Genomic DNA, 23,390 nt, shown 5'->3' on the forward strand with positions numbered 1-23,390 from the left:
GCTGCTGTGGACAGCCGAGCATGGGCTCGGCTCTGCAACTCCAGCAGGCTCAGGCGATGGCCGCGACAGCCGGCGTTTCCAGGCACGCGCGCACCGGGGCGAAGCTGCGCCGGTGCTCCGCGCACGGCCCGTGTTCACGCAGGGCGGCCAGATGCGCCGGGGTGCCGTAGCCCTTGTGCTGGTCGAAGCCGTACTGCGGGTGGCGAGCGTGCAGGTCCAGCATGTAGCGGTCGCGCGAGACCTTGGCCAGGATCGAGGCCGCCATGATCGCGCGGTCGATGCCATCGCCGCCGACCAGCGCCTGCGCCGGCAGCACCAGCCCCTTGGGCACTACGTTGCCATCGATGCGGGCGAAGCCGGCCACGTGGGCCACCGCCGCGACGACATCGCGCATGCCCTGCAGCGTGGCTTGATAGATGTTCAGGCGATCGATGGCTTCCACGTCCACCAGCACCACGTGCCAGGCCAGGGCGCGGTCGAGGATGCGGTCGTGCAGCTGCTCGCGGCGGGCCGCGGTCAGCTGCTTGGAATCATCCAGGCCGTTCAGTCGTGGCCGCTGTGGATCGAACACCACCGCTGCCACCGCGACGGGGCCAGCCAGCGGTCCCCGACCCGCTTCGTCGACACCGGCGATGCGGTGACCGGGGTCGATCACCGCGGCGCCATCAAACAGGGCCAGGCTGGCCGCTGCGGCATGGCGACGGCTCATGCTTTTTCCTGGCCGCGGACCAGCAGTTCGCCGACAGCATCGGCTGCGCGCGCCGAGGCGTTGCGGCGCAGGCGTTCATGCAGGCGTGTGTAGGTGCCCTGCAGGTCGGCGATCCGCTGCGGGTGGTCGAACCACTGCTGGACAGCGGCGGCCAGTTTCTCCGGCGTGCAGTCGTGCTGCATCAGTTCTGGCGCCAGGTCCTGACCGGCAAGGATGTTGGGCAGGGCGAAGCGGTCGACCTTGATCAACCCCAGCGCCTTCACCAGGCGGTACGTCAGTTCGTTGACCCGGTAGCCGACGACCATCGGCCGCTTCACCAGCATCGCTTCCAGGGTCGCGGTGCCGGAGGCCAGCACCACCACGTCGGCGGCGATCATCGCGTTGCGCGCCTGGCCGTCCAGTACATGCGAATAGGCCACCGGCAGTGCCGAGCGTGACAGCTGTTCTTCGATCAGACGACGGCAGGCCGCGTTGGCCGCAGGGACCACCACGTGCAGGCCGGGAATGCGCTCGGACACCTGCCAGGCGGCCTCGAAAAAGGCTTCGCCGAGCTTGGAGATCTCGCCCAGACGGCTGCCGGGAAGCACGGCCAGCACCTTGGCCGAGGCGGGCAGGCCGAGTTCGATCCGGGCCGCTTCACGGTCGACGTGCAGCGGGATGTCATCGGCCATCGGATGGCCGACGAAGCGCGCGTCGATGCCGTGCTTGGCGTAGATCGGTGGTTCCATCGGGAACAGGCACAGCACCAGGTCGGCGCTGCTGCCGATCTTCTCGGCGCGCTTCTCGCGCCATGCCCATACCGAAGGGCTGACGTAGTGCACGGTGCGCACGCCACGCTGTTTCAGCCAGCGTTCGATGCCCAGATTGAAGTCCGGAGCATCGATGCCGATGAACACATCCGGCTGCCACTCCAGCGCACGCTGGCGGAACGCCGAACGCAGCTTGAGCAGGCGCGGCAGATGGCGCAGCACTTCGGTCAGGCCCATCACCGCCAGTTCGCTGGCATCGTGCCAGGTCTGGCAACCGGCGCTGCGCATCGCATCGCCGCCGATGCCGGCGAATTCGGCATGCGGGAAGCGGGCTTTCAGTTCGCGTATCAGGCCCGCACCGAGCAGGTCGCCGGAGGCTTCACCGGCGACCAGCGCGATCCGCAACGGGCGATCACTCAGCACCCGGTGTGCAGGCACGCTGCCGGCCATCGAGGCCAGCGAAATCACCTCGGCGCCGGCCGGCGCCTGGCCGGTCGCGCTGCTCATCGCAGCAGGTGCCTCTCGGTGTGTTCGATGAAGTCCAGCATCGACTTGACGTCGTCGCTGTCGCGCGCTTGCTCGGCCAGCTGCGCCTTGGCTTCGGCCAGCGGCAGGCCCGCCACGTACAGCGTGCGGTAGGCGCGCTTGATGGCGGTGATGCGCTCGGGGTCGAATCCGCGGCGCTTCAGGCCCTCGCTGTTGATGCCGCGCGGGCGGCCCAGCGAGTCGGTGCCGACCATGGTGAACGGGGGCACGTCGCCATTGGTCAGCGCGCCCATGCCGAGGAAGGCATGCGCACCGATGCGGCAGAACTGATGCGCGCCGGCGAAGCCGCTGATGATCACGTAGTCACCCACGGTCACGTGGCCAGCCAGCGTGGTGTTGTTGGAGAACACGCAGAAGTTGCCGACGTGGCAATCATGGGCCACGTGCGTGTAGGCCAGCATCCAGTTGTCATCGCCGATGGTGGTGATGCCGCCGCCGCCGCCGGTGCCACGGTTGAGGGTGACGAACTCGCGGAACACGTTGCGGTCGCCGATCACCAGTTCGGTGCGTTCACCGGCGTACTTCTTGTCCTGCGGCTCGCCGCCGACCGCGACGTGGCCGATGAAACGGTTGTCGCGGCCGATCCGGGTCGGGCCGTGCACGCTGCAGTGCGGGCCGACCTGGGTGCCGGCACCGATTTCGACTTCCGGGCCGATGATCGTGAACGCGCCCACGCGGACATCGTCGGCCAGGCGCGCCGACGGATCGATCACGGCGGTGGGATGGATCAGGGGGGCGTTGTCGCTCATCTCGGGCCTCCAGCCAGGGTCATTCGCGGGTGCCGGCGCACAGCACCTCGGCGCAGGCGACGACTTCGCCGTCGACCTTGGCCACGCAGTCGTACACGGCCATGTTGCGGATTACGCGCTTGATCTCGACGTGCATTTCCAGCACGTCACCCGGTACCACCTGCTTGGTGAAGCGGGCTTTGTCGACCTTGACCATGTAGAACAGCTTGGACTGCGCATCGCGGCCCAGCGTCAACTGGGTCAGCACGCCACCGGCCTGGGCCATGGCTTCGATGATCAGCACGCCGGGCATGATCGGCTGGCCCGGGAAGTGGCCCTGGAAGAACGGCTCGTTGATGCTGACGTTCTTGGTCGCGACGATCGTGCGCTTTTCGTAGTCGATCGACACCACCTTGTCCACCAGCAGGAACGGGTAGCGGTGCGGAAGCAGCGTCTGGATCTGCGCCATGTCCGGCAGGGTCTGGGGCTGGCTCATTCTTTCTCCTTGCTCACAGACAGGATGCGACGGGCCAGTGCATCAAGCTGCTTGAAGCGCGCGGCGTTTTTGCGCCACGTGCGGTTGTCGGTCAGGGGCGTGCCGGAGGAATACTCGCCCGGCTCGGTGATGGAGTTGCGGACCACCGATTTGCCGGTGATCACGACCTTGTCGCAGATTTCGAGATGACCGACGACGCCAACGGCGCCGCCGAGCAGGCAGTAACGGCCGATCTTGGCGCTGCCGGCAATACCGGTGCAGCCTGCGATGGCCGAGTGGGCGCCGATCTGCACGTTGTGTGCGATCTGCACCAGGTTGTCCAGGCGGACGTCCTCGGCCAGCACGGTGTCTTCCAGCGCACCACGATCAACACAGGTGTTGGCGCCGATCTCGCAGTCGTCGCCGATGCGCACGCCGCCAAGCTGCGGCACCTTGATCCATTTGCCGGCATCCATTGCCAGGCCGAAGCCGTCGGCGCCCAGCACGGCGCCGGGATGGATGCGCACGCGCTTGCCCAGCTTGACGCGGGTGACCAGGGTGACGCGGGCGATCAGCTCGCAGCCGCTGTCGAGGGTGCAGTCTTCGCCGATGATGCTGCCGGCGCCGATGATGCAGTTCTCGCCGATGACGCTGCGTGCGCCGATGGTGACGAACGGGCCGACGTGGGCGCTGGCGGCGACCTGCGCCTGCGGATCGATCACCGCGCTGGGGTGGATGCCGGGCGGGCGGGTCGGGGCGATGTCGAACAGCGCGCCGATCTTGGCAAAGGTGGTGTAGGGATCCTTGGCAACCAGCGCGGTGCCGGGAGCTGCGTCGGCATCCTCGGCGCGCAGGACCACGATGCCGGCCTGGCTGTCGGCCAGCTGGGCGCGGTAGCGCGGGTTGGCGAGGAAGGTCAGCTGGCCGGCACCGGCATGGGCGAGGGTGGCCACGCCATGGATGGCGGTGCTCGGGTCGCCATGGACCTGCAGGCCGAACTGATCGGCGAGTTGCTGGGCGGTGTAGGTAGGAGTATTCACGGCGGGAGTTTAACGTGTGACGCCATTGCGGTCATGCGGGAGCAAAAGCCGGCGCCTGGTTGATCCGTGGGGCGATGGCGCAGGGGGCTGCCCAGGACACGCCGTAAACCCATCCCTGGGGGCTCGATGGCACCATCCATGGCGCCAACGGTCCTGCTCAGCCCCCTGCACCATCACCGGATGGTCTCCCGCGCGCGAGCGGATCCAACGTCCACAGTCGCCTGCAGCGCCGAGCCATACTCGGCTCACAGCGCGTCAGCGTGCGCTTCAATAACGAAAACGCCGGGCAATGCCCGGCGCTTCGTAACCCGTCTGGTGGAGAGCCCCCCTTCTGCTAAGGGGGGGCGCGCCAGCGGCGCGGGGGATAGGTGAAATGCGCGGGCAATTCACCGGAGGTGGATCAGTTCCGAGGAACGTCGTTCCTCAGAACTGGCCACCGAACGTGAACTGCAGGCGTTCGATCTCGTCGCCGTCCTTCTTCTTCAGCGGGAACGCGTAGCTGATCGAGATCGGGCCGACCGGGGCGCGCCACAGCAGGGCCACACCGGTGGACACGCGCAGCTCGTTGGCCTTGAAGTTGTCGGTGCCGTTGTAGACGTTGCCGAAGTCGACGAAGGCCGATACGCGGGCCGACGGGCTGTCGAACAGGCGCGGGAAGTAGGCTTCGACCGAACCGACGGTCTTCAGCGAGCCACCCAGCGGCTGGCCGTTCGGGTAACCGCTGGTGACTTCACGCGGGCCGAGGGTGTTGTCCTCGAAACCACGCACCGAGTTGGTACCACCGGCGTAGAAGTTCTCGTAGAACGGCAGGCCCGACGCGGTGACGGTACGGGTGGTGCCGTCGCCGTTGTCGATCACGCGGGTCTTGTCGTTGCCGTAGGAATCACCGTAGCCGATTTCGGCGCGGGTGTTGATCACCAGCGAGGGGATGATCGGCCAGTACTTGCTGATCTGGTAGTTCAGCTTGTAGTACTCGATGGTCGAACCCGGCAGCGTGGTTTCCAGGCCCACGCGCTGGTAGGTACCGCGGGTCGGCATGAAGTAGTCGTTGCGGGAGTCGCGCGCCCAGCCCAGCTCCGTGCGCCATGCATGGAAGGTACGGCTGCCGACGGCATCGATGTAGTCGATGATCGACTTCGGAGTCGAGCCCGCATACGTGGTGATCTGGTTGCTGTCGATGCCGAACATCAGCGAGACGGTGTCGGTCTCGGTGATCGGCACGCCGAACACCACCTGCGCCGAACCGTTGGTGCTGTTGTACTGCGCGGTGTTGAAGTCGGAGTAGTCCAGCTCGCGCCAGGACAGGTTGTAGCCCAGCGAGACGCCGTCATCGGTGAAGTACGGATTGGTGTAGCTGAAGCCGTAGCGCTGCAGGTAGCTGCTGCGCGAGGCTTCGACCGACACGCGGTTGCCGCCGCCCAGGAAGTTGTTCTGCGACAGCTGCACCGAGGTGGTCATGCCGTAGGACTGCGAATAGCCCAGGCCGAACACGAAGCTGCCCGAGGTGGTTTCCTTGACGTTGTAGACGACGTCGACCTGGTCGTTGCTGCCGCTGACGGCCGGGGTTTCCACTTCGACGCCTTCGAAGTAGCCCAGGCGCTGCAGGCGGATCTTGGAACGGTCGATCGCGGCCTGCGAGTACCAGCTGTTCTCGAACTGGCGCATTTCGCGGCGCATCACCTCGTCGGAGGTGCGGGTGTTGCCCTTGAAGATGATGCGGCGGACGGTCACGCGCGGGCCGGGCACGACCTGCATGTTGACCGCCACGGTCTGCTCGGCGCGGTTGGTGGTCGGAATCGGGTTCACCTTGGCGAAGGCGTAACCGATGTTGGACAGCGAGTTGGTGATCGAGTCGGAGCTGAATTCCAGCAGCGCACGCGAGAACGTGTCGCCGGACTTCTGCACGACCATGCGCTCGACGTCTTCCTGCGGCAGGATCGTATCGCCGCTGACCTTGATCTCGGAGATCTTGTACTGGTCACCTTCGGTCACGCCGGCGGTGATGAACATGTCGCGCTTGTCGGGGCTGATCGACACCTGCGTCGAGTCGATGCTGAAGTCGACATAGCCGCGGTCCAGGTACCAGGAATTCAGCTTCTCCAGGTCGCCGGACAGCTTCTCCTTGGAGTACTGGTCGTCACGGCGGTACCACGACGCCCAGTTGTGCTCCTTGGACTCCCAGTACTCCAGGATGTCCTTGCTGTCGTACTTCTCGGTGCCGACGATGTTGACGTGGCGGATCTTGGCCGCCTTGCCTTCCTTGATCGCGATGGCGATGTCGACGCGGTTGCGGTCCAGCGGGCTCACCGTCGGGGTGATGTCGACGGTGTATTTGCCACGGTCGTTGTACTGGCGGCGAAGTTCCTGGGTCACGCGGTCCAGGCTCAGGCGATCGAAGGTGCCGCCTTCGGTCAGGCCGATGTCGGACAGGCCCTTGAGCAGCTGGTCGGACTTGATGTCCTTGTTGCCGGTGACGGTCAGCTTGTTGATCGCCGGACGTTCCTTGACGGTCACCACCAGGATGCTGCCCTGGCGATCCAGCTGCACGTCTTCGAAGAAGCCGGTCTTGTACAGGGCGCGGATGGTCTCGCCGACCTTGCTGTCGGTGACGGTCTCGCCACGCTCGACCGGCAGGTAGGTGAACACCGTACCGGAGCTGATGCGCTGCAGGCCGTCGACGCGGATGTCGCTGACAGTGAAGGGCTCGGCTGCCTGGGCCAGGGCGGGAGCGCCGGTGACGGCGGCGAGGGCGAGGGCCAGCAGGCGGCGATTGGGGAGTCGCGTCATGTCACGTCCGGTAGGAAGGTCGATTTCATTGGTAAGGGATGCCGACGCTGTAGACGGCAAAAACATGGAAAAGTTCATCGCGGGACCAGGCCGAGGATGTCGTTGTAGAACGCCAATCCCATCAGCCCGGCCAGCAACGCCAGGCCGATGTATTGGCCGGCGGCGACGGCACGCTCGCTCAGCGGGCTGCCCTTGACCAACTCGATAAGGTAATACAGCAGGTGGCCGCCGTCCAAGATGGGGATCGGCAGCAGGTTGATGATGCACAGACTCAGCGACAGCAGGGCGAGGAACTGGATGAACCAATCCACGCCACGTTTGGCCGAAATATTGGCGACCCGGGCAATGGTGACCGGGCCGGAAACGTTCTGCAGCGAGGCTTTGCCGGTGACGATCCGGCCCATCATGGCCAATGAATCGGCGGCCATCCTGCCGGTTTCACGCACCGCCACCGTCACTGACTGCAGCGGGCCGAACTTGAGCAGGGTGTCGTAGGCGGGGCTGTAGCTCTGGGCAAAGCCGGCGCCGATCTGCCAGGTGGGTTGGCCCTTGCCGTCCTTGCCCTCGCGCGGGGTGATCTCCAGCGCCAGGCGCTCGCCGCCACGCAGCACCTCGATCATCGCCGGGCCACCGCGGCGGCCGAGGCTGCCCACTTCGCTGATGGCCTGCTCGACGCTGTCGATGCGCTGGCCGTCGATCGCCACGATCAGATCGCCGGTCTGCAGGTGACCTTCCGCCGCCGAACCCTTCACGATGTTGTCCACCAGCGGCGGCTGCAGCCACGCACGCCAGTACACGCCGGCCAGGATCGGAACCCGGCGTTCATCGAAACCGGCCGGAAGCTGCGACAGCGGCAGGGTGCGCGAGCGCAGCTGGTCTGCGGGGTCCAGAACTTCAAGGGTCACATCGCGACGGTCCATCGCCGCCGCGGTCAGGGCCATGCTGGCCTCACCCAGGGTGATCACATCACGGCCGTCCACGCTCAGCAGGCGGTCACCACTGCCGAGCCCGGCCGTGGCGGCCATGCCCGTAGCGCGGCCCACGGTTGCGGAATAGTCCTGCTTGCCGATCACGAACATCGCCCACAGCAGCAGGATGCACAGCAGCAGGTTGGCGATCGGGCCGGCGGCGACAATGGCGATGCGCTGCCATACGGTCTTGTGGTTGAAGGCCTGGCCGCGCTCGTGCGGATGGACCTCGACTTCGCGTTCGTCGAGGAATTTCACATAGCCGCCCAGCGGAATGGCGGCGATGGCGAACTCGGTGCCATGGCGGTCGCGGCGCGACCACAGCGGACGGCCGAAGCCGACCGAGAAGCGCAGTACCTTGACCCCGCACAGGCGCCCGACCCAGTAATGCCCGAATTCGTGGAAGGTGACCAGCAGCCCAAGGCTCACGATCATCCACCAGACCGATCCGATGAAGTCAGTCATGCAGGTTCACATTGGCGGACACGGGCGGCGGCGTCATACGGGATGGGTGCGCTGTTCAGGTGGCGGCGATGGCGTTCAGGGTCAGCTGGCGGGCCCGCTGGTCGGCGGACAACAGAACCTCAAGTGTATCGGCTGCTTCGGTCGGCAGTGTTGAAAGAGCGTTAGCAACCAGCGTCGGAATGGTCAGGAAGCCTATGCGGCCCTGAAGAAACGCTGAAACAGCCTCTTCGTTGGCGGCGTTCAGCACCGCGGGGGCGGTACCACCGGCGCGCATCGCCTGCCATGCAAGGGCCAGGCAGGGGAAGGCGTCGGTGTCGGGGGCCTCGAAATCCAGCCGGCCCTGGGTCAGCAGGTCCAGCCCGGACACGCCCGATTCGATCCGTTGCGGCCAGCCCAGGCCCACCGCCAGGGTGGTGCGCATGTCTGGCAGGCCCATCTGCGCCAAGGTGGAGCCGTCAACGAACTCCACCAGCGAATGCACCAGGCTCTGCGGGTGCACCAGCACCTCGATGCGCTCGCCGGGGATGCCGAACAGATGGTGGGCCTCGATCACTTCCAGGCCTTTATTCATCAACGTCGCCGAATCGACCGAGATCTTCGGTCCCATCGACCACTTCGGGTGCGCCACGGCCTGGGCGGGGGTGACCTGCTCCAGTTCGGCGCGGCTGCGCCCGCGGAACGGTCCGCCCGAGGCGGTCAGCAGGATGCGGCGCACGCCGGCACCGTCGAGGCTGGCATCACGTGAACGCAGGCACTGGAAGATCGCGCTGTGCTCGCTGTCGATCGGAATGATCTCGGCGCCGGCACGTTCGGCGGTACGGGTCAGCAGTTCGCCGGCCAGTACCAGGGATTCCTTGTTCGCCAGCAGGATGCGCTTGCCGGCCGCAGCTGCGGCCAGGGTCGAGGACAGGCCGGCGGCGCCGACGATGGCGGCAACCACGGTATCGCAGGCGTCACTGGCCGCCAGCTGGTCCAGCGCGGCATGGCCGGCGTGGGCCTGGGTGGCCAGGCCGGCATCGCGCAGGCCGTCACGCAGTTCGGCATACAGGGTTTCGTCGGCGATCACCGCATGCGCGGGCCGGTGCTGCCGGCACAGGGCCAGCAGCGCCTGTACCTGGCGGCCGGCGGCGAGCACGGTGGCCTGGTAACGCAGCGGATGGCGGGCGATCACGTCAAGCGTGGAGGCACCAATCGAACCGGTGGCGCCGAACACGGCGACCCGGCGCAGGTCTGCAGCAGCATCCATGGTCAGAACCCGAAGATTTCCTTGCCCAGTGCGAACACCGGGATGGCCGCCAGCACGCCGTCGACGCGGTCGAGCACGCCGCCGTGGCCGGGGATCAGGTGGCCTGAATCCTTGGCGCCGGCATGGCGCTTGATCAGGCTTTCGAACAGGTCGCCCAGTACCGAGGCGAACACGGCCACCACCGAGGTGACCAGCAGGCCCGGCAGGTGCGCGGCATCGATGCCGGCCAGCCAGCCCAGGCCGACGGCCACCGCAACACCGGCGATCAGCCCACCGACGAGGCCTTCCCAGGTCTTGTTCGGGCTGATCCGCGGTGCCAGCTTGTGCTTGCCGAAGTGACGGCCGGCGAAGTAGGCGCCCGAATCAGCGGCCCAGACCAGCGCCAGCGCGGCCAGCAGCCACAGGTGGCCCTGATGGCCCGGCGGGTCGCCGCCGGCATGGATCAGTACCAGCGCCGCCCACGCCGGGACGATCGCCAGGGTACCGGCCAGCAGCTTGAGGATGCGTGCCGGACTGCCGGGTTGCGCGCCGAAGTTGAAGAAGCGCAGCCACACCAGCGCGCCCAGCCACCAGGCCACGCCCACCAGGGTCGCGATCTGGAACAGCACCAGGGTGCCGGCATCAGCCCACACCAGCAGCACCATCAACACAAGGTTGAGGACCAGCAGCACGGTGCGGGCGAGGGTGTCTTCGACATCGGCCAGTTTCAGCCATTCCCACAGGCCGATCAGCAGCACGGCAGCAGCGGCGGCGGCCAGCCATTGCGTGGGCAGCAACAGGATCGCAGCAATGGCGACCGGCGCCATGATCAGCGCGGCGAGGACTCGGGTCTTGGTCATGGGCTGGACGTCTCGGTGGCCAGGGCGGCGATCTGGGCGCTGGTCAGGCCGAAGCGGCGCTCACGGCTGGCGTAGGCATCCAGCGCCAGCTGCAGCTGCGCGGCGTCGAAATCCGGCCACAGCGCTTCGGTGAACCACAGCTCGGTATACGCCAACTGCCACAGCAGGAAATTGCTGATGCGGGTATCGCCGCCGGTGCGGATGAACAGGTCCGGTGGCGGCAGGTCGGCCAGAGCCACCTGTCGCCCCAGCAGGGATTCGTCGATCTGCTCGGGAAGCAGGCGGCCGGCGGCCACTTCAACGGCCAGCGCGCGTGCGGCACGGGCGATGTCCTGGCGGCCACCATAGCTGGCGGCGATCGACAGGGTCAGGGCACTGTTGTCGGCGGTGCGCTGTTCGGCCAGCTGCATGCGGCTGACCAGCCCGGCGCCGAAGCGCTCACGTTCGCCGATGAAGCGCACACGCACGCCGCGCCGATGCAGCTCGTCCACTTCGCGATCGAGCGCGCCGAGGAACAGCTTCATCAACGCATCGACTTCTTCCTGCGGCCGGCCCCAGTTCTCGCTGGAAAACGCGAACAGGGTCAGCGCCGGAATGCCCAGTTCCAGGCAGCGCTCGATGGTACGGTTGACCGCACGCGCACCGGCCCGATGGCCGATGACGCGGGGGCGACGGCGCTGCTGTGCCCAACGCCCGTTGCCATCCATGATGATGGCAACGTGGCGCGGCAGGGCGGCCGGCAGGGGAGGCGGGACTGAAGGCATCGACTTCAGACCGACATCAGTTCCTTTTCCTTGTCGGCGACGACCTTATCGATGTCCTTGATGTTGGCGTCGGTCAACTTCTGGATATCGTCTTCGCCGCGCTTCTTCTCGTCTTCGCTGATGACCTTGTCCTTCAGCAGCTTGGCGACTTCCTTGTTCGCATCCTGGCGGATGTTGCGCACGGCGATCTTGGCGCCTTCGCCTTCCTTCTGTACCTGCTTGGTCAGTTCCTTGCGGCGCTCTTCGGTCGGCGGCGGCAGGTTGACGCGGATCGAGGTGCCGATGGTGTTCGGGGTCAGCTCGATGTTGTACAGGCCCTTCTCGATCTCCTTGATCATGCTCTTGTCGAAGGGCGTGACCAGCAGGGAGTGGGCGTCGGGGTTGGAAATGGACGCGACCTGGTTCAGCGGCGTGCTGGCGTTGCCGTAAGCATTGACCGTGACGCGGTCCAGCAGGGCCGGCGTTGCGCGACCGGTGCGGATCGAGGTGAGGGTGTGCTTAAGAGCGTCGATGCTCTTGGCCATGCGCGTCTGCGCGTTGTTCTTGATGTCGTTGAGCATCGCCAGGGTCCTGGATGTAACTGGAATCGGGCGATTATAGGCGAATACGGGACGCCGCCGGGCCTGAATCGGCCCGGAGGTCGCCTTGCGCTCAGCCTCAGGCCGGGTCGCGGCCCTGGACGAGGGTGCCGATGTTCTCGCCGTGCAGGATCTTCAGCAGCTCGCCCGGCTGTCCCATGTCGAACACGCGCATCGGCAGGTCGCTGTCACGGGCCAGGGCGAAGGCGGCGGTATCCATCACTTCCAGGCCACGACGGATCACTTCGTCGTAGCTCAGGCTGTCGAAACGGACGGCGTCGCTGTACTTGTTCGGATCCTTGTCGTACACGCCATCGACCTTGGTTGCCTTCAGCAGCAGGTCGGCGCCGATCTCGATGGCGCGCAGGGCTGCGCCCGAGTCGGTGGTGAAGAACGGGCTGCCGACGCCTGCGGCGAAGATCACCAGGCGGCCTTTTTCCAGATGGCGGATGGCGCGGCGGCGGATGTAGTCCTCGCACACGTCGTTGATCTTGATCGCGCTCATCACGCGGGCCTTGGCGCCCACTTTTTCCAGCGCATCCTGCATGGCCAGCGCGTTGATGACCGTGGCCAGCATGCCCATCTGGTCGCCGGTGACGCGGTCCATGCCGCCAGCGGCCAGGCCTGCACCGCGGAAGATGTTGCCCCCACCGATGACCAGGGCGACTTCGGCGCCGGCTTGCTGGGCTTCGACGACTTCACGGGCCAGGCGATTGATGATCTTGGGGTCGATGCCGTAGTCCTCATCTCCCATCAGCGCCTCCCCGGAAAGTTTCAACAGGATGCGGCGATAGGCGAGCTTGGACATAGGGACCTCGGGTGCGTGGAAATCGCGGGCGATTCTACGCGCAAGCGGCGCGCGGCCAAAGCGTTTTGTGCACTGCGGCGCAAAATACCGGTGTGCCCCGTACATCCGGGGCGCACCATTCAGCCCAGCTCGGCGCCCGCAGTGGCAGACAGTTCATCATGCCCCAGTTCGCCGGGAGAGCGTGCAATGACCCGGTTGCGGCCCAGGTTCTTGGAGCGGTAAAGCACGTCATCTGCAGCGCGCAGCAGGTCCTGCACGCCGGCAAAACGCTCGTAGCCGCCCTGAGTGGCTACTCCGGCCGAGAAGGTGATGAACAGCGGACCGCCTTCCAGTTCCGCCATCGGAGTGGCGACGATGTTGGCCAGCACCCGGCGGATCACGTCCAGCGCCACCGATTCGCTGGTGTTGGGCAGCAGGGCGACAAACTCCTCGCCGCCGAAGCGGGCCACGGTGTCGCTGTTGCGCAGCTGCCCCTGCAGCTTGCCGGCAAAGACGCGCAGCACCTCGTCACCGGTCAGGTGGCCGTGCGCATCGTTGATTTTCTTGAAGTCATCCAGGTCGATGAAGGCCACCGACAACGGCCAGCCATGGCGGCCGGCACGCAGGAATTCCTGTTCAAGCACGGCTTCGAGCTGGCGGCGGTTGAGCACGCCGGTCAGGGCGTCGCGATGGGCCTGGTCGGCCAGGCGCTTGGCACGGGCCTCGAATTCATCGGCGCGCCGGCGGGCCTGGTCGGCATCCTGCAGCTCGCGCAGGTTGCGCAGGGTGGCCAGCTCCTGGGCGTGGTCGATCAGCTCACGCACGCGGGCCGGCGAATTCAGGCCGTTCTCGAACAGGCTGGCGATGTCCGGCAGCGCTTCGCTGATCCGGGCCAGGACCTGGTCGAAGCGTGCACTGTCCAGCTCCAGCCGGTCGTGGACCTGCTGCAGGGCGCGCTCGCGGGCGGCATCGGCGTCTTCATCCAGCCAGATGTCGGCAACGGCGCCAGACAGCTGTACGCAGGCCTGGAATGGATTCTCGGCGGCACCTTCGTCTTCGCTGTGGCGGATGCTGTCGACCAGGTAACGCGGCAGGCCCCACTCCTCGGCTACCCATGCACCGACGTCGGCGTGGCTGCAGCCGAGTTCCTGGCGCTCGCGCGCGATCAGGTCGGGGTTGTCGCGCGCTTCGCGCAGCAGCGGCAGGTAGCGTTCGGATTCGGCCTGGGCCAGGCACAGCACGCCCATGTCCTGCAGCAGCCCGGCCAGCATCAGCTCCTCCAGCCGGCGCAGGCCGCGGGCCTGGCCGAGCTGGCTGGCCGCCAGCGCGCTGAGGATGCTGCGCTTCCAGGCGCGTTGGCGCAGGTCGTGGTCGGCGCCGCCTTTGCCGGTCAGGCCCTGGGTGACAGTGAAGCCCAGGGCGAGGCTGATCGTAGCGTTCAGCCCGAGCATGGTCAGCGCCTGGCCGAGGTTCTCGATCCGGCGCCGGCTGGCGTACAGCGGCGAATTGGCGATGCGCAGCATGCGGGCACTCAACGCCATGTCGATGGCGATGATGTCCGCAGCGGTTGCGATGTCCGCTTCCGGATCCTGGGCCAGTTCGATGATGCGCAGGGCAATACCGGGCGGCGAGGGGAGGTTGCGGCAAAGCGCCAGTGCAGCTGTCAGCTCGGGAGGCATGTCGGGTCGTTCAATTCCATTAGGACAAGAATACCTAGGAATGCATCACAGTCCGCGATTTTCGTTCCTGTTATGTGACTGCAGGTTCCCTGTGCCGAGTATCGGCTTGATTCGCACGCAACGCAAAGACCCTTGGTTCCGGTGTGCGCACCAACGGAATGGGCACCCACATGCAGCGCACCAACGGTGCGCACCCGCAGAAGGGGCGCCCACCGCGGCGGCAGGCATAAAAAAAGAGCCGCGGTTTCCCGCGGCTCCTTCTGGTTTCATCACAGCCGTGAGGCTGGAATCAGACCTGCATCGCCTTGGCAACTTCGGCGGCGTAGTCTTCCACCACCTTCTCGATGCCTTCGCCAACGACCAGCAGCTGGAAGCCAGCCACGTCGGCGCCGGCAGCCTTGACCACCTGCTCGACGGTCTTGTCGCCGTCCAGCACGTAGCTCTGGCCGTACAGGGTCACTTCGCTGACGATCTTGTTGATCTTGCCGCTGATGATCTTTTCCAGGATGTCGGCCGGCTTGGACTTGTCCTTCTCGGACATCTTGGCCAGTTCGATTTCCTTTTCCTTTTCCACGAACTCGGCCGGCACATCGGCAGCCTTGTTGTGCGGCGGCTTCAGCGCAGCCACGTGCATGGCCAGGCCGCGAGCCAGTTCGGCGTCGCCACCGATCAGGTCGACCAGCACGCCGACCTTGCCGTTGGTGTGGACGTAGGAACCCACGTTGCCGGTGGTGTCCAGCTTGACCAGGCGACGGATCTGGATGTTTTCACCCAGGGTCTGCACGGCGGTCGCGCGGGTTTCTTCGACGGTCTGGCCGGTCGGCAGGGTGGCCGACTTCAGGGCTTCCACATCGGTGGCGCCCGATGCCAGGGCAGCGGCAGCGACGGAATCAACGAAGTTCTTGAAGTTGATGTCGTTGGCGACGAAGTCGGTTTCCGAGTTGATCTCGACCAGCACGGCCTTGCCGCCGTCCTGGGCCAGGCCCAGACGACCTTCGGCGGCCACGCGGTCAGCCTTCTTGTCGGCCTTGGCAGCGCCGGACTTGCGCAGCGCTTCAGCAGCGGCGTCGATGTTGCCGCCGGCCTCGGTGAGCGCCTTCTTGCATTCCATCATGCCGGCGCCGGTGCGCTCGCGCAGTTCCTTGACCAGGGAAGCAGTGATTTCCACGGGATTACCTCACGAAAGAAAGGGGTTGGGCCGGCATGGTGGCCGGCCCGTGTGACAGTTTCCTGTCGTCGCGCCATCGGCAGCGGACAGGAAAGGTGGGCGCAAGGCGCCCACCGGGGCCTGGATCAGGCCTGGGCTTCGCCCTTGTCGGCAGCAGCCTTCTTGGCCGGAGCGCGGCGAGCCGGCTTGCCTTCTTCGGCAGCAGCGTCGGCGAACTCTTCTTCACGGACGGTGGCAGCGTGCGGTGCAGCAGCCTTGCCTTCCAGCACGGCGTCAGCAGCAGCGCGTGCGTACAGCTGCACGGCACGGATGGCGTCGTCGTTGCCCGGGATTGCGTAATCCACCAGCTCCGGGTTGTAGTTGGTATCGACGACGGCGATCACCGGGATGCCGAGCTTCTTGGCTTCCTTGATGGCGATGTCTTCGTGGCCGATATCGATGACGAAGATCGCGTCCGGCAGACGGTTCATGTCCTTGATGCCGCCCAGCGAGGCTTCCAGCTTGTCGCGCTCGCGACGCAGGCCCAGCACTTCGTGCTTGACCAGCTTCTCGAAGGTGCCGTCGGACTCACCGGCTTCCAGTTCCTTCAGGCGGGCAACCGACTGCTTGACGGTACGGAAGTTGGTCAGGGTGCCGCCCAGCCAACGCTGGTTCATGAACGGCATGCCGCAACGCTCGGCTTCTTCGCGGATCGACTCGCGCGCGCTGCGCTTGGTGCCCAGGAACAGGATGGTGCCGCGCTTCTGGGCAACCGACGAGATGAAGTTCATCGCATCGTTGAACAGCGGGACGGTCTTTTCCAGGTTGATGATGTGGATCTTGCCGCGGGCGCCGAAGATGTACGGAGCCATTTTCGGGTTCCAGTAGCGGGTCTGGTGGCCGAAGTGGACGCCGGCTTCCAGCATCTGACGCATGGTGACCTGGGGCATTGCAATACTCCTGATGGGGAACCGGCGAATCCGCCCGCGGGATAGGTATGCGGGACGCGTGGAAACGCTGATGGTTCCGGGGTTGGGCTTCCCTGTTGCCTCCGTGGCCGAACTCCTTGCGGAGCACCCCGGCACGGATGGGGGCAGCAGGTGTGGATTCACCGGTGACGTCCGGTGTGGACGGCGTCCCGCGCACAGGGCGGCAGGACATCCCGGGGATTATAGCCCGCTTGGCTGGCGCGCTGCAATTGCAGGTACCGGCGCGGCCAGGATCACCGCTGTGCCGTCCTGCAGGCGGGCGTGGAACCGGCCGCCTGCATAGCCATCGGCGCGCGGTGGCAGCTGCCACTGGCGCTGGCGCGCGGCCAGTACGTAGCCGGCAAGACCGGGCAGCAGCAGGCTCCGGTGGCCGTCGGCGGCCTCATAGGCAAGGTCGCTCAGGCGCGCGTGCCCGGTGCCACGGTTCAGCAGTCGCAGCATGAACTGCGACCCGTTGACCACCACCTCTGCCCGCAGGGAAGGGGCCGCCGTGGGGACCGGTTCGCCGCGGAACAGGGGCAGTGAATAGCGTGGCATGGCCGGTTCTGCCGGTGCCAGGATGATACGGAATGCCTGTTCGACGGCCACCGGCGCCGACGACGCCGGCAGCAGCCAGACGCGCTGGCGCGCACCGGCAGGGAGATCCAGCAGGGTCGGACTGGCCAGCACCTGCGCGCTGCGTTGCAGCTGTTCGGCCCCCGGTTGCTGGTCCCACGCCCAGACCTGCACCTGGCCGCGCCAATGCCCAGGGCCGGGGTTGTGCAGCCACAGCTCGGATCGCCCCTGTGCGGCCGGCAGGCGCAGGGTGGTCGGCATCAGATCCAGCGCCTGCACGGGCATGGGCAGCAGTGCCAGCAACAGGGGCAGTAGCCGGTGCATCAGTAGTCAGTAGTAGGTGGTGGGCGGTTCGGAGGTCGCACGCCCTTGCTCGTCCTGCGCTGGCGGGGCCAGTTCACGGACCTGTGGCGGCAGATGCAGGATGTCGCTGTGCTGCTGCGGTACCGGGCAACGCGCGCCGCCCTCCGTGCCGGTGCAGCCTTCAACCACGGTCAGGCGGATCTGCAATGGGACGGGTGCCGGGTCGGCCCGCGCGGTCGTGCCGGCGATGGACATCGCTGCGATCAGTACTGCCCGAACCACCTGCCATCCACCCTGTTGTCGATCTGATGCGCGGTATCGGCCGACATGGGCGATTCTGTAGTGCGGGGCGCCCCTCAGTAGGTGATCGTCACCTGTACCAGGTCGTTGTAGGTGCCGGCCGGCGGTTGGCCGCTCACCGGCGGTACCCGGCCGTAGATCGTCAACGGTTGCGCGCTGCCAGTGCCGACGCCGCTGAAGGTGTCCACGTTGAGCGTATTGCCCCAGCGCTGGCTGCGTGCAGCATCCCGATACAGCTCATAGGTCAGGTAATAGTTGTTGCTGCCGATGGTGGTGCGCATGCGCCGGGTACTGCTCAGTGCAGGGTTGTTCTGGCCGTTGTCGAGGCTGATCTGGAACGCGGTGCGCTTGAGGCAGGTCAGGGTGAGGGTGGCGGTCTGGTCGATGTTGGCGGGAATGCCGCCGGTAACGTTGCCGAAATTCATGGTGGTGGTGAGGTAGCTGCCGCATTGTGGCAGCACGTTGGCAGTGGCATTGAAGGTGAAGGCATTGCTGGCGGTGTTGGTGCCGGTAGCGCCGCCATTGCAGGTGGCCGGAACGGTGGCGTTGCCCAGCAGCACCTCGTTCCAGGCCCAGGTCAGCACCACGCTGGCGCCGCTGAACGTGCTGCTGTAACTGCCCGATGCCAGCACCTGGTTGGCCGGGATCTGCGCGAACAACTGCACGCTCTGCGCGCCGCTGCCGCCGGTCAGCAGGGGCACGTTGTAGGTCATGGTCAGCTCCTGCGCCGGCGGTACGCCGCGCGGGGTCAGGCCGGTTACCTGGCTGTAGTTGGAAGTGTTGTAGAGCTGGAAATTGAGTGTATCGCCGCTGCCGTTGACCATCGTTCGCCACGGCGTGGTGGTGCTGCCGCCCGTGCCGTTGCCGATGCCCACGCAGACGCGTACGCCGGTGGTGGCGAGCAGGCTCAGCGCGGCGGTGGTGCAGGTCACGGTGATGTTCAGCGTGCCCGAGGTCGGGCCGGCGGCGCCGCTGTTGACGTTGCCGAACGGCAGCAGGGCGTCTGCGGTTGCCGTGCATACGGCCGCGGCGCGGGCCGGCGTGCTGGGCAGCAGGCATGCAAGCAGCAGGCCAAGCAGCAGGCGCAGGCTCATGGTGCCACCTCCGGCACGCATTGCAGGGGCGCCGGACGAGGCCGCGCACCCGCGGCGACCACCTGCGGCGATGCGGGTACCCGCGTACGGCACTGCCCTCGGCTGGTGGTGATGTACAGCACGGTGCCAGCGGCCACGTCTTCCAGGTACAGCAGTCCGTCGTAACCGACCGAGGCCTGGCGGCCATCCGCCAGTTGCACCTCGCTGCCTGCTTCCAGCGGCTGCCCCGCCATGTCCTGCACGGTGAGGGTCAACGACGGCCGCGAGCGCAGGTTGAAGGTCAGCCCGGTGCCGGCACGCTGGCGCGGTGTTACCCAGTCCTCGATGCGATCGGCGCGCATGTCCGCCGGCAGGTCCAGGGTGTCGATGGAGACGCGGTTACGCTGCCAGGACAGCAGTGGGCTGACCAGCAGCAGGCCACGATCGTCGGTGACACCGATCAGGCGGTTCTCAAGCCGCACCGGTACACCGCCCACGCCATTGGTGCTGACCACGGCGAAGGCATCGGCGACTTCGCGCGCGGCGAAGGTGTGCCCGGCCATCCACACCAGGCTGCCGCTGGCGCTGCCATAGGCGTAGTTGAGGCCAGACTGGCGCGAGGCACCCAAGGCATAGCGGCCGACATCGTTGAGGATGCCGACTTCGGCCAGGCCGCCGCTGCCGTCGTCGCCGTGGCGCACCTGTGCGCGCCAACCGATACCGCCGGCGCTGCCGTCGCCCGGTACCGGCTGGGTGACATCGGCGACCCAGCTCTGGCGGTCGCCGTTGCGCTGGCTGGACAGGCTGGCCTGGCGGTTGTTGCCCAGGCTTGCGGTCAGCGACAGGTAGACACTGCGGTCATCGCTGTTGTCCAGGTTCTGGTTGACTGACAGGTAGGCCGACCAGCGCTGGCTCCAGCTGCGTGACCAGAACAGGCTGGCATAGCGGTTGTCCTCGCCATCGGGATAGCGCAGGCGCAGGTAGCTGGCGCTCAGGGAGCCCAGGCGCAGCAGGTCCAGGCCGACCGTGGCCTGCTCGCTGATGCTGGGCGGCAGGTTGGCCTGCAGCGCGCCCAGGTCGCGGTAGTCGCCGTGGCTGCGCACGCTGCGCAGATTGACGTTGAAACGACGGTTGTTCCAGCTGTACCCCAGCGCCCACTGGCCGCCCTGCAGGCCCTGGTAGCGGCTGTGGGCGTACGCGGCATTGACCACGCCCGCGCCGCCCAGCAGCCACCAGCCGCCCACGCCGGCCTGTGCCAGGCCGCCGCCACCTTCGGCGTGTGCTTCGCCGGTGAATGTGTCGCTGACGCCGCCGCGCCAGCTGGCGCTTGCCACGGTACGGTCGTCGTAGGCGAAGGAGCGCTCGCCGAACTGCTCGCGCAGCTGGCCGACGCCGAGCGACCAGTCCGACAGGCCCTTGGCCAGCAGTTGCTGGGTGCCGTAGAAGCTGAAATCCAGGGTCTGCATGCGGCCGAACGCATCGGTGACCACGACCTGCGCGCTGCCGTTGCCGCTGATGCCCGGTTGCGCCGCCAGCTGGAATGGTCCGACCGGCACCTGGCCGCTGTACTGGCGCAGGCCATCGACATACAGCTCGACCGTGGATGGCACCACCGCCTGGCCGAGGAAGGCCGGCGTCGGGGTAAGCACACGGTACGGCTGCAATCCGTAATTGCGGCCGATCTGCAGGCCGCCCAGGCGTACCGGCCGGCTCCAGTCGACGAAGCCGCTGTAGAAGTCGCCCACCTCCAGAGTCAGCGCCCTGTCCGGGAAATCCAGGGTCCAGCGCGTGTCCAGGCGTACGCTGTCGCTGCGCCAGTGGCGGTCTCCGGTCTGGTAGCGACGGCTGACCGCGGTGTTCTCGAAGGTGCCGGCACCCACGCCGAACATCCGCAGTTCAGAGCTCAGGGTCAGATTGCCGAGGCGGTCGACGCGGCTGCCATACAGGTCGTAATTGAGCAGGACGCCGGGCGAGGCGCTGCTGCGCGGCGCGCGCGCCTGCGGGCGGCTGAGCACGGTCGTGGGCAGGGTCAACTGGTCCAGTGGCACGTCCAGCGCGAGGGTCTGCAGGTGGGCGTCATAACGCACCACCGCGCCGCTGATCTGGTCCAGATACACGGGAGCATCGCCACTGGCATTGAAACCGAGCTGGCGCAGGATCTCGGGGCTGGCCTGCAGGCGGCCGCGATTGTCGGTGAAGGGCAGCAGGCCGCGTGGCGTGCTGTTGAGGGTCACGTCCAGGTACAGCGTCTGGTTGGCCGTGAGTGGGGTCGGTGGCGGCAGCAGGGCATCGGCGGAGACCCCGGAGGCATCGGCTGCATGGGCCGCCGGGGACAGGGCCGCACCGAGCGCTGCGCTCATCAGCGCCTCAGCGAGCCGGTGGTGGCGGCAGCGACGTCTGTTCCGACTCGCCATTGAGCTTGGCCGTGATCTGGTCGTTGTCGCGGTCGATCGCCGTGCGCTCCAGCGGCCAGCGCATGACCTGGCCGGGCAGCACGTAGCCCAGCAGGCCGGGATGGACGATGCGCGGCCGCTCCGGGCTGCCCAGGGCGAGGTCGGCGATCTGCGCGTAGCTGTTGCCGGTATTGCCTACTTCCACGCCGTTGCGACCGTCGTCCAGCCGGACTAGGCGGGCGTGCAGCTGCGGTGCCAGCCGGCCGCCGGCGCCGGGTTGCACGAACACCGGGATGGAATAGCGCAGTACGAACTGCATGCCTTCGCTGCGCGTGGCCAGATCGGGCACCTCATCGACGATCAGCCGGTAGTACTGCTGCGCAGCCGGTGCGTCGGCAACGGCGCGCATGACCCGCACCAGCTGCTGCTGGCCCGCTGCCAGTTCCTGCATCGGTGGCGTAGCCAGCAGATCCTCGGTGGGCAGCAGTTGCTCCTTCCCGTCCTGCTGTACCCAACGGAACACCCTTACCTGCAGCTTCACCGGCGAGGTGCCGCTGTTGGTCAACCACAGTTCGCCAGCGCGCTGGCGTGCTTCCAGCTGCAGGCTGGTGGGGGCGACCTGCAAGCTGGTCGCCGAGACCTCGTTGACCCCAAGCAGGCTGAAGACGAGCAGCGCCACGCCGGTGGCGCGCCACGGGCGGGATCCGGCCATGCGGGCGTGCTCCATCAATAGGTGATCGTGGCGGTAACGGTATCCAGGTAGTTGCCGGTAGCAGCGTTGGCCGTGCTCAGGTTGAGGATCTGGCCGTAGACGATGTAGGGCACCGCCAGCCCGGTGCCGATGCCGGCCTGGGTGTTGGTGCCGGTGGTGGCGCCCCAGACCAGGGTGTGTGCGGCATCCTGGTAGAGCTGGTAGCCCACGTAGTTGTTCGCGGTGACTGCGGCGTTGGTGTTCTTCATCCGCCGCGTGGTGACGTCATTGGCCGTGCCGGCATTGGCACCGGCATTCAGCGCGATGGTGTACGGGGTCAGCGCCGAACACTGCGCGGTCACGGTGCCCTGGCCCAGGGTGGGGGTGGCGGTGGTGGAGGCGGCGGTACCGAAGTCGACGTTGGTGGCCGCAGCGGCAGTGATGGTGCAGGCCTTGGTGACCACCAGGGTGACGTTGAACGTGGTGGTGTCGGCGGCGGCCGCCGGGCCGGCCAGCAGCAGGGCCAGGGCCCAGGCCAAAGGGGAACGAGCTGCGGATCGCATGGACAACCTCCCTGACCCGAAGGTCCGTTGAACAGGGCGAAAACGGCACGTTCGGCGCCGTTTTGACGACAGTGGGGCCAGCGTAGGCACCGCAAGTGTCTGTATTCCGTGAGAAACAGGCTATCGAAAGGGTGTGGACCATCACGCTTTCACCTTCCTTGCCGGATCCGTGCATGGCCCGGATCGCCAGTTGGGTGGCGTTCGTTCAGATTGCGGCCGGATCGGCGATAATGGGAGCCATGAGCGTGAATATCAAAACCCCGCAGGAAATCGAGATGATGCGCATCGCCGGCCGCCTGGCCAGCGAAGTGCTCGACATCGTCACCCCCCACGTCAAGCCCGGTGTCACGACCGAGGAACTGGACCGCATCTGCCACGACCACATCGTGAACGTGCAGGGCGCCATTCCGGCCAACGTCGGCTACCGCGGCTTCCCCAAGACCGTGTGCACCTCGGTCAACAATGTCATCTGCCACGGCATTCCCAGCGAAGGGAAGGTCCTCAAGGATGGCGACATCATCAATATCGACGTCACCGTCATCAAGGACGGCTGGCATGGCGACACCAGCCGCATGTATTTCGTCGGCACCCCGTCGGTGATGGCCAAGCGCCTGGTCGACGCCACCTATGAGGCCATGTGGCGCGGCATCCGCGCGGTGCGTCCGGGTGCAACCCTGGGCGATGTCGGCCATGCGATCCAGAGCTATGCCGAAGGCGAGCGTTTCAGCGTGGTGCGCGAGTACTGCGGCCACGGCATCGGCAAGGTCTACCACGATGAACCGCAGGTGGTGCACTACGGCCGTCCGGGCCAGGGCCTGGTGCTGCAGCCCGGCATGACCTTCACCATCGAGCCGATGATCAACGAGGGCACCCGCTACAACAAGGTGCTGCCCGATGGCTGGACCGTAGTGACCAAGGACCGCAAGCTGTCGGCGCAGTGGGAGCACATGATCGCGGTCACCGAGACCGGCGTGGACGTGCTGACCCTGTCGCCGGGCGAGTCGCAGGTCTCCTGA

The 23,390-nt window shown here is 66.7% G+C and carries 22 protein-coding genes; 1 reads left to right on the forward strand and 21 read right to left on the reverse strand.

The window, feature by feature from the left end; genetic code table 11:
* Positions 1 to 49 precede the first annotated feature (49 nt).
* The 21 genes from HFK18_RS02480 to HFK18_RS02580 form a co-directional block, all read right to left on the reverse strand.
* Positions 50 to 709, reverse strand: a complete 660-nt coding sequence (locus tag HFK18_RS02480) for a ribonuclease HII (RefSeq protein ID WP_180164156.1) — start codon at positions 707 to 709, stop codon at positions 50 to 52.
* Entirely contained in the window at positions 706 to 1,908 is a 1,203-nt protein-coding gene (gene lpxB, locus HFK18_RS02485; RefSeq protein WP_240196373.1) for a lipid-A-disaccharide synthase, read from the reverse strand. The genes HFK18_RS02480 and lpxB overlap by 4 nt, the downstream gene beginning before the upstream one ends.
* Before the next feature lie 53 nt (positions 1,909 to 1,961).
* Complete coding sequence (lpxA, locus tag HFK18_RS02490) at positions 1,962 to 2,753, reverse strand: acyl-ACP--UDP-N-acetylglucosamine O-acyltransferase (RefSeq protein WP_100552012.1); 792 nt, start codon at positions 2,751 to 2,753, stop codon at positions 1,962 to 1,964.
* Positions 2,754 to 2,772: 19 nt separating this feature from the next.
* Positions 2,773 to 3,228, reverse strand: a complete 456-nt coding sequence (gene fabZ, locus HFK18_RS02495) for a 3-hydroxyacyl-ACP dehydratase FabZ (protein ID WP_089239833.1) — start codon at positions 3,226 to 3,228, stop codon at positions 2,773 to 2,775.
* Entirely contained in the window at positions 3,225 to 4,247 is a 1,023-nt protein-coding gene (lpxD, locus tag HFK18_RS02500) for a UDP-3-O-(3-hydroxymyristoyl)glucosamine N-acyltransferase (RefSeq protein WP_093817747.1), read from the reverse strand. Before lpxD ends, fabZ begins: the two co-directional genes overlap by 4 nt.
* 423 nt (positions 4,248 to 4,670) lie before the next feature.
* Complete coding sequence (bamA, locus tag HFK18_RS02505) at positions 4,671 to 7,034, reverse strand: outer membrane protein assembly factor BamA (protein WP_089239837.1); 2,364 nt, start codon at positions 7,032 to 7,034, stop codon at positions 4,671 to 4,673.
* Positions 7,035 to 7,108: 74 nt separating this feature from the next.
* A complete protein-coding gene (gene rseP, locus HFK18_RS02510; protein WP_180164160.1) occupies positions 7,109 to 8,467 on the reverse strand; it encodes an RIP metalloprotease RseP in 1,359 nt (452 codons plus the stop codon).
* Between the two features lie 55 nt (positions 8,468 to 8,522).
* Positions 8,523 to 9,713 carry a 1-deoxy-D-xylulose-5-phosphate reductoisomerase gene (locus HFK18_RS02515; protein ID WP_180164162.1) on the reverse strand — a complete coding sequence of 397 codons (1,191 nt, stop codon included), beginning with the start codon at positions 9,711 to 9,713 and terminating at the stop codon, positions 8,523 to 8,525.
* 2 nt (positions 9,714 to 9,715) lie between these two features.
* Complete coding sequence (locus HFK18_RS02520; RefSeq protein ID WP_025877667.1) at positions 9,716 to 10,552, reverse strand: phosphatidate cytidylyltransferase; 837 nt, start codon at positions 10,550 to 10,552, stop codon at positions 9,716 to 9,718.
* Positions 10,549 to 11,316 carry a polyprenyl diphosphate synthase gene (gene uppS, locus HFK18_RS02525; protein ID WP_100464280.1) on the reverse strand — a complete coding sequence of 256 codons (768 nt, stop codon included), beginning with the start codon at positions 11,314 to 11,316 and terminating at the stop codon, positions 10,549 to 10,551. Before uppS ends, HFK18_RS02520 begins: the two co-directional genes overlap by 4 nt.
* 5 nt (positions 11,317 to 11,321) lie before the next feature.
* Entirely contained in the window at positions 11,322 to 11,876 is a 555-nt protein-coding gene (gene frr, locus HFK18_RS02530; protein WP_089239845.1) for a ribosome recycling factor, read from the reverse strand.
* Between the two features lie 97 nt (positions 11,877 to 11,973).
* Positions 11,974 to 12,702 carry a UMP kinase gene (gene pyrH, locus HFK18_RS02535; protein ID WP_025877663.1) on the reverse strand — a complete coding sequence of 243 codons (729 nt, stop codon included), beginning with the start codon at positions 12,700 to 12,702 and terminating at the stop codon, positions 11,974 to 11,976.
* A 119-nt stretch (positions 12,703 to 12,821) separates the two neighbouring features.
* The gene (locus tag HFK18_RS02540; protein WP_100552016.1) at positions 12,822 to 14,360 is read right to left on the reverse strand and encodes a GGDEF domain-containing protein; all 1,539 of its coding nucleotides are present in this window, start codon (positions 14,358 to 14,360) and stop codon (positions 12,822 to 12,824) included.
* A 289-nt stretch (positions 14,361 to 14,649) separates the two neighbouring features.
* On the reverse strand, positions 14,650 to 15,528 hold the full coding sequence (gene tsf, locus HFK18_RS02545; protein ID WP_100464286.1) for a translation elongation factor Ts: 879 nt from the start codon (positions 15,526 to 15,528) through the stop codon (positions 14,650 to 14,652).
* A gap of 125 nt (positions 15,529 to 15,653) precedes the next feature.
* Positions 15,654 to 16,457 carry a 30S ribosomal protein S2 gene (gene rpsB / locus HFK18_RS02550; RefSeq protein WP_099821427.1) on the reverse strand — a complete coding sequence of 268 codons (804 nt, stop codon included), beginning with the start codon at positions 16,455 to 16,457 and terminating at the stop codon, positions 15,654 to 15,656.
* A gap of 219 nt (positions 16,458 to 16,676) precedes the next feature.
* Positions 16,677 to 17,375, reverse strand: coding sequence for a fimbria/pilus periplasmic chaperone (locus HFK18_RS02555; protein ID WP_180164164.1), 699 nt, complete (start codon positions 17,373 to 17,375; stop codon positions 16,677 to 16,679).
* 6 nt (positions 17,376 to 17,381) lie between these two features.
* Positions 17,382 to 17,609, reverse strand: a complete 228-nt coding sequence (locus tag HFK18_RS02560) for a hypothetical protein (protein WP_180164166.1) — start codon at positions 17,607 to 17,609, stop codon at positions 17,382 to 17,384.
* Between the two features lie 101 nt (positions 17,610 to 17,710).
* A complete protein-coding gene (locus HFK18_RS02565) occupies positions 17,711 to 18,748 on the reverse strand; it encodes a spore coat protein U domain-containing protein (RefSeq protein WP_180164168.1) in 1,038 nt (345 codons plus the stop codon).
* Positions 18,745 to 21,087, reverse strand: a complete 2,343-nt coding sequence (locus HFK18_RS02570) for a fimbria/pilus outer membrane usher protein (RefSeq protein ID WP_180164170.1) — start codon at positions 21,085 to 21,087, stop codon at positions 18,745 to 18,747. Before HFK18_RS02570 ends, HFK18_RS02565 begins: the two co-directional genes overlap by 4 nt.
* Positions 21,088 to 21,094: 7 nt before the next feature.
* On the reverse strand, positions 21,095 to 21,847 hold the full coding sequence (locus tag HFK18_RS02575; RefSeq protein ID WP_100464299.1) for a molecular chaperone: 753 nt from the start codon (positions 21,845 to 21,847) through the stop codon (positions 21,095 to 21,097).
* Complete coding sequence (locus HFK18_RS02580) at positions 21,847 to 22,374, reverse strand: spore coat U domain-containing protein (RefSeq protein WP_099821422.1); 528 nt, start codon at positions 22,372 to 22,374, stop codon at positions 21,847 to 21,849. The genes HFK18_RS02575 and HFK18_RS02580 overlap by 1 nt, the downstream gene beginning before the upstream one ends.
* A 173-nt stretch (positions 22,375 to 22,547) precedes the next feature.
* Between HFK18_RS02580 and map the strand changes: the two genes are divergently transcribed.
* Positions 22,548 to 23,390 carry a type I methionyl aminopeptidase gene (gene map, locus HFK18_RS02585; RefSeq protein ID WP_100464301.1) on the forward strand — a complete coding sequence of 281 codons (843 nt, stop codon included), beginning with the start codon at positions 22,548 to 22,550 and terminating at the stop codon, positions 23,388 to 23,390.

The sequence above is a fragment of the Stenotrophomonas sp. SbOxS2 genome, from assembly GCF_013416715.1.
In the GTDB taxonomy this organism is placed as follows: Bacteria; Pseudomonadota; Gammaproteobacteria; order Xanthomonadales; family Xanthomonadaceae; genus Stenotrophomonas; species Stenotrophomonas lactitubi.

Bases quoted from the DNA above. Each gene is read 5' to 3' on its own strand.
- rpsB (WP_099821427.1), bottom strand. From the start codon at position 16,457: ATGCCCCAGGTCACCATGCGTCAGATGCTGGAAGCCGGCGTCCACTTC.
- bamA (WP_089239837.1), bottom strand. From the start codon at position 7,034: ATGACGCGACTCCCCAATCGCCGCCTGCTGGCCCTCGCCCTCGCCGCC.
- HFK18_RS02570 (WP_180164170.1), bottom strand. From the start codon at position 21,087: ATGAGCGCAGCGCTCGGTGCGGCCCTGTCCCCGGCGGCCCATGCAGCC.
- rseP (WP_180164160.1), bottom strand. From the start codon at position 8,467: ATGACTGACTTCATCGGATCGGTCTGGTGGATGATCGTGAGCCTTGGG.
- lpxA (WP_100552012.1), bottom strand. From the start codon at position 2,753: ATGAGCGACAACGCCCCCCTGATCCATCCCACCGCCGTGATCGATCCG.
- lpxB (WP_240196373.1), bottom strand. From the start codon at position 1,908: ATGGCCGGCAGCGTGCCTGCACACCGGGTGCTGAGTGATCGCCCGTTG.
- HFK18_RS02515 (WP_180164162.1), bottom strand. From the start codon at position 9,713: ATGGATGCTGCTGCAGACCTGCGCCGGGTCGCCGTGTTCGGCGCCACC.
- uppS (WP_100464280.1), bottom strand. From the start codon at position 11,316: ATGCCTTCAGTCCCGCCTCCCCTGCCGGCCGCCCTGCCGCGCCACGTT.
- HFK18_RS02520 (WP_025877667.1), bottom strand. From the start codon at position 10,552: ATGACCAAGACCCGAGTCCTCGCCGCGCTGATCATGGCGCCGGTCGCC.
- HFK18_RS02580 (WP_099821422.1), bottom strand. From the start codon at position 22,374: ATGCGATCCGCAGCTCGTTCCCCTTTGGCCTGGGCCCTGGCCCTGCTG.
- frr (WP_089239845.1), bottom strand. From the start codon at position 11,876: ATGCTCAACGACATCAAGAACAACGCGCAGACGCGCATGGCCAAGAGC.
- HFK18_RS02575 (WP_100464299.1), bottom strand. From the start codon at position 21,847: ATGGAGCACGCCCGCATGGCCGGATCCCGCCCGTGGCGCGCCACCGGC.
- HFK18_RS02540 (WP_100552016.1), bottom strand. From the start codon at position 14,360: ATGCCTCCCGAGCTGACAGCTGCACTGGCGCTTTGCCGCAACCTCCCC.
- map (WP_100464301.1), top strand. From the start codon at position 22,548: ATGGCCCGGATCGCCAGTTGGGTGGCGTTCGTTCAGATTGCGGCCGGA.
- HFK18_RS02480 (WP_180164156.1), bottom strand. From the start codon at position 709: ATGAGCCGTCGCCATGCCGCAGCGGCCAGCCTGGCCCTGTTTGATGGC.
- HFK18_RS02555 (WP_180164164.1), bottom strand. From the start codon at position 17,375: ATGCACCGGCTACTGCCCCTGTTGCTGGCACTGCTGCCCATGCCCGTG.
- HFK18_RS02560 (WP_180164166.1), bottom strand. From the start codon at position 17,609: ATGTCCATCGCCGGCACGACCGCGCGGGCCGACCCGGCACCCGTCCCA.
- fabZ (WP_089239833.1), bottom strand. From the start codon at position 3,228: ATGAGCCAGCCCCAGACCCTGCCGGACATGGCGCAGATCCAGACGCTG.
- pyrH (WP_025877663.1), bottom strand. From the start codon at position 12,702: ATGTCCAAGCTCGCCTATCGCCGCATCCTGTTGAAACTTTCCGGGGAG.
- HFK18_RS02565 (WP_180164168.1), bottom strand. From the start codon at position 18,748: ATGAGCCTGCGCCTGCTGCTTGGCCTGCTGCTTGCATGCCTGCTGCCC.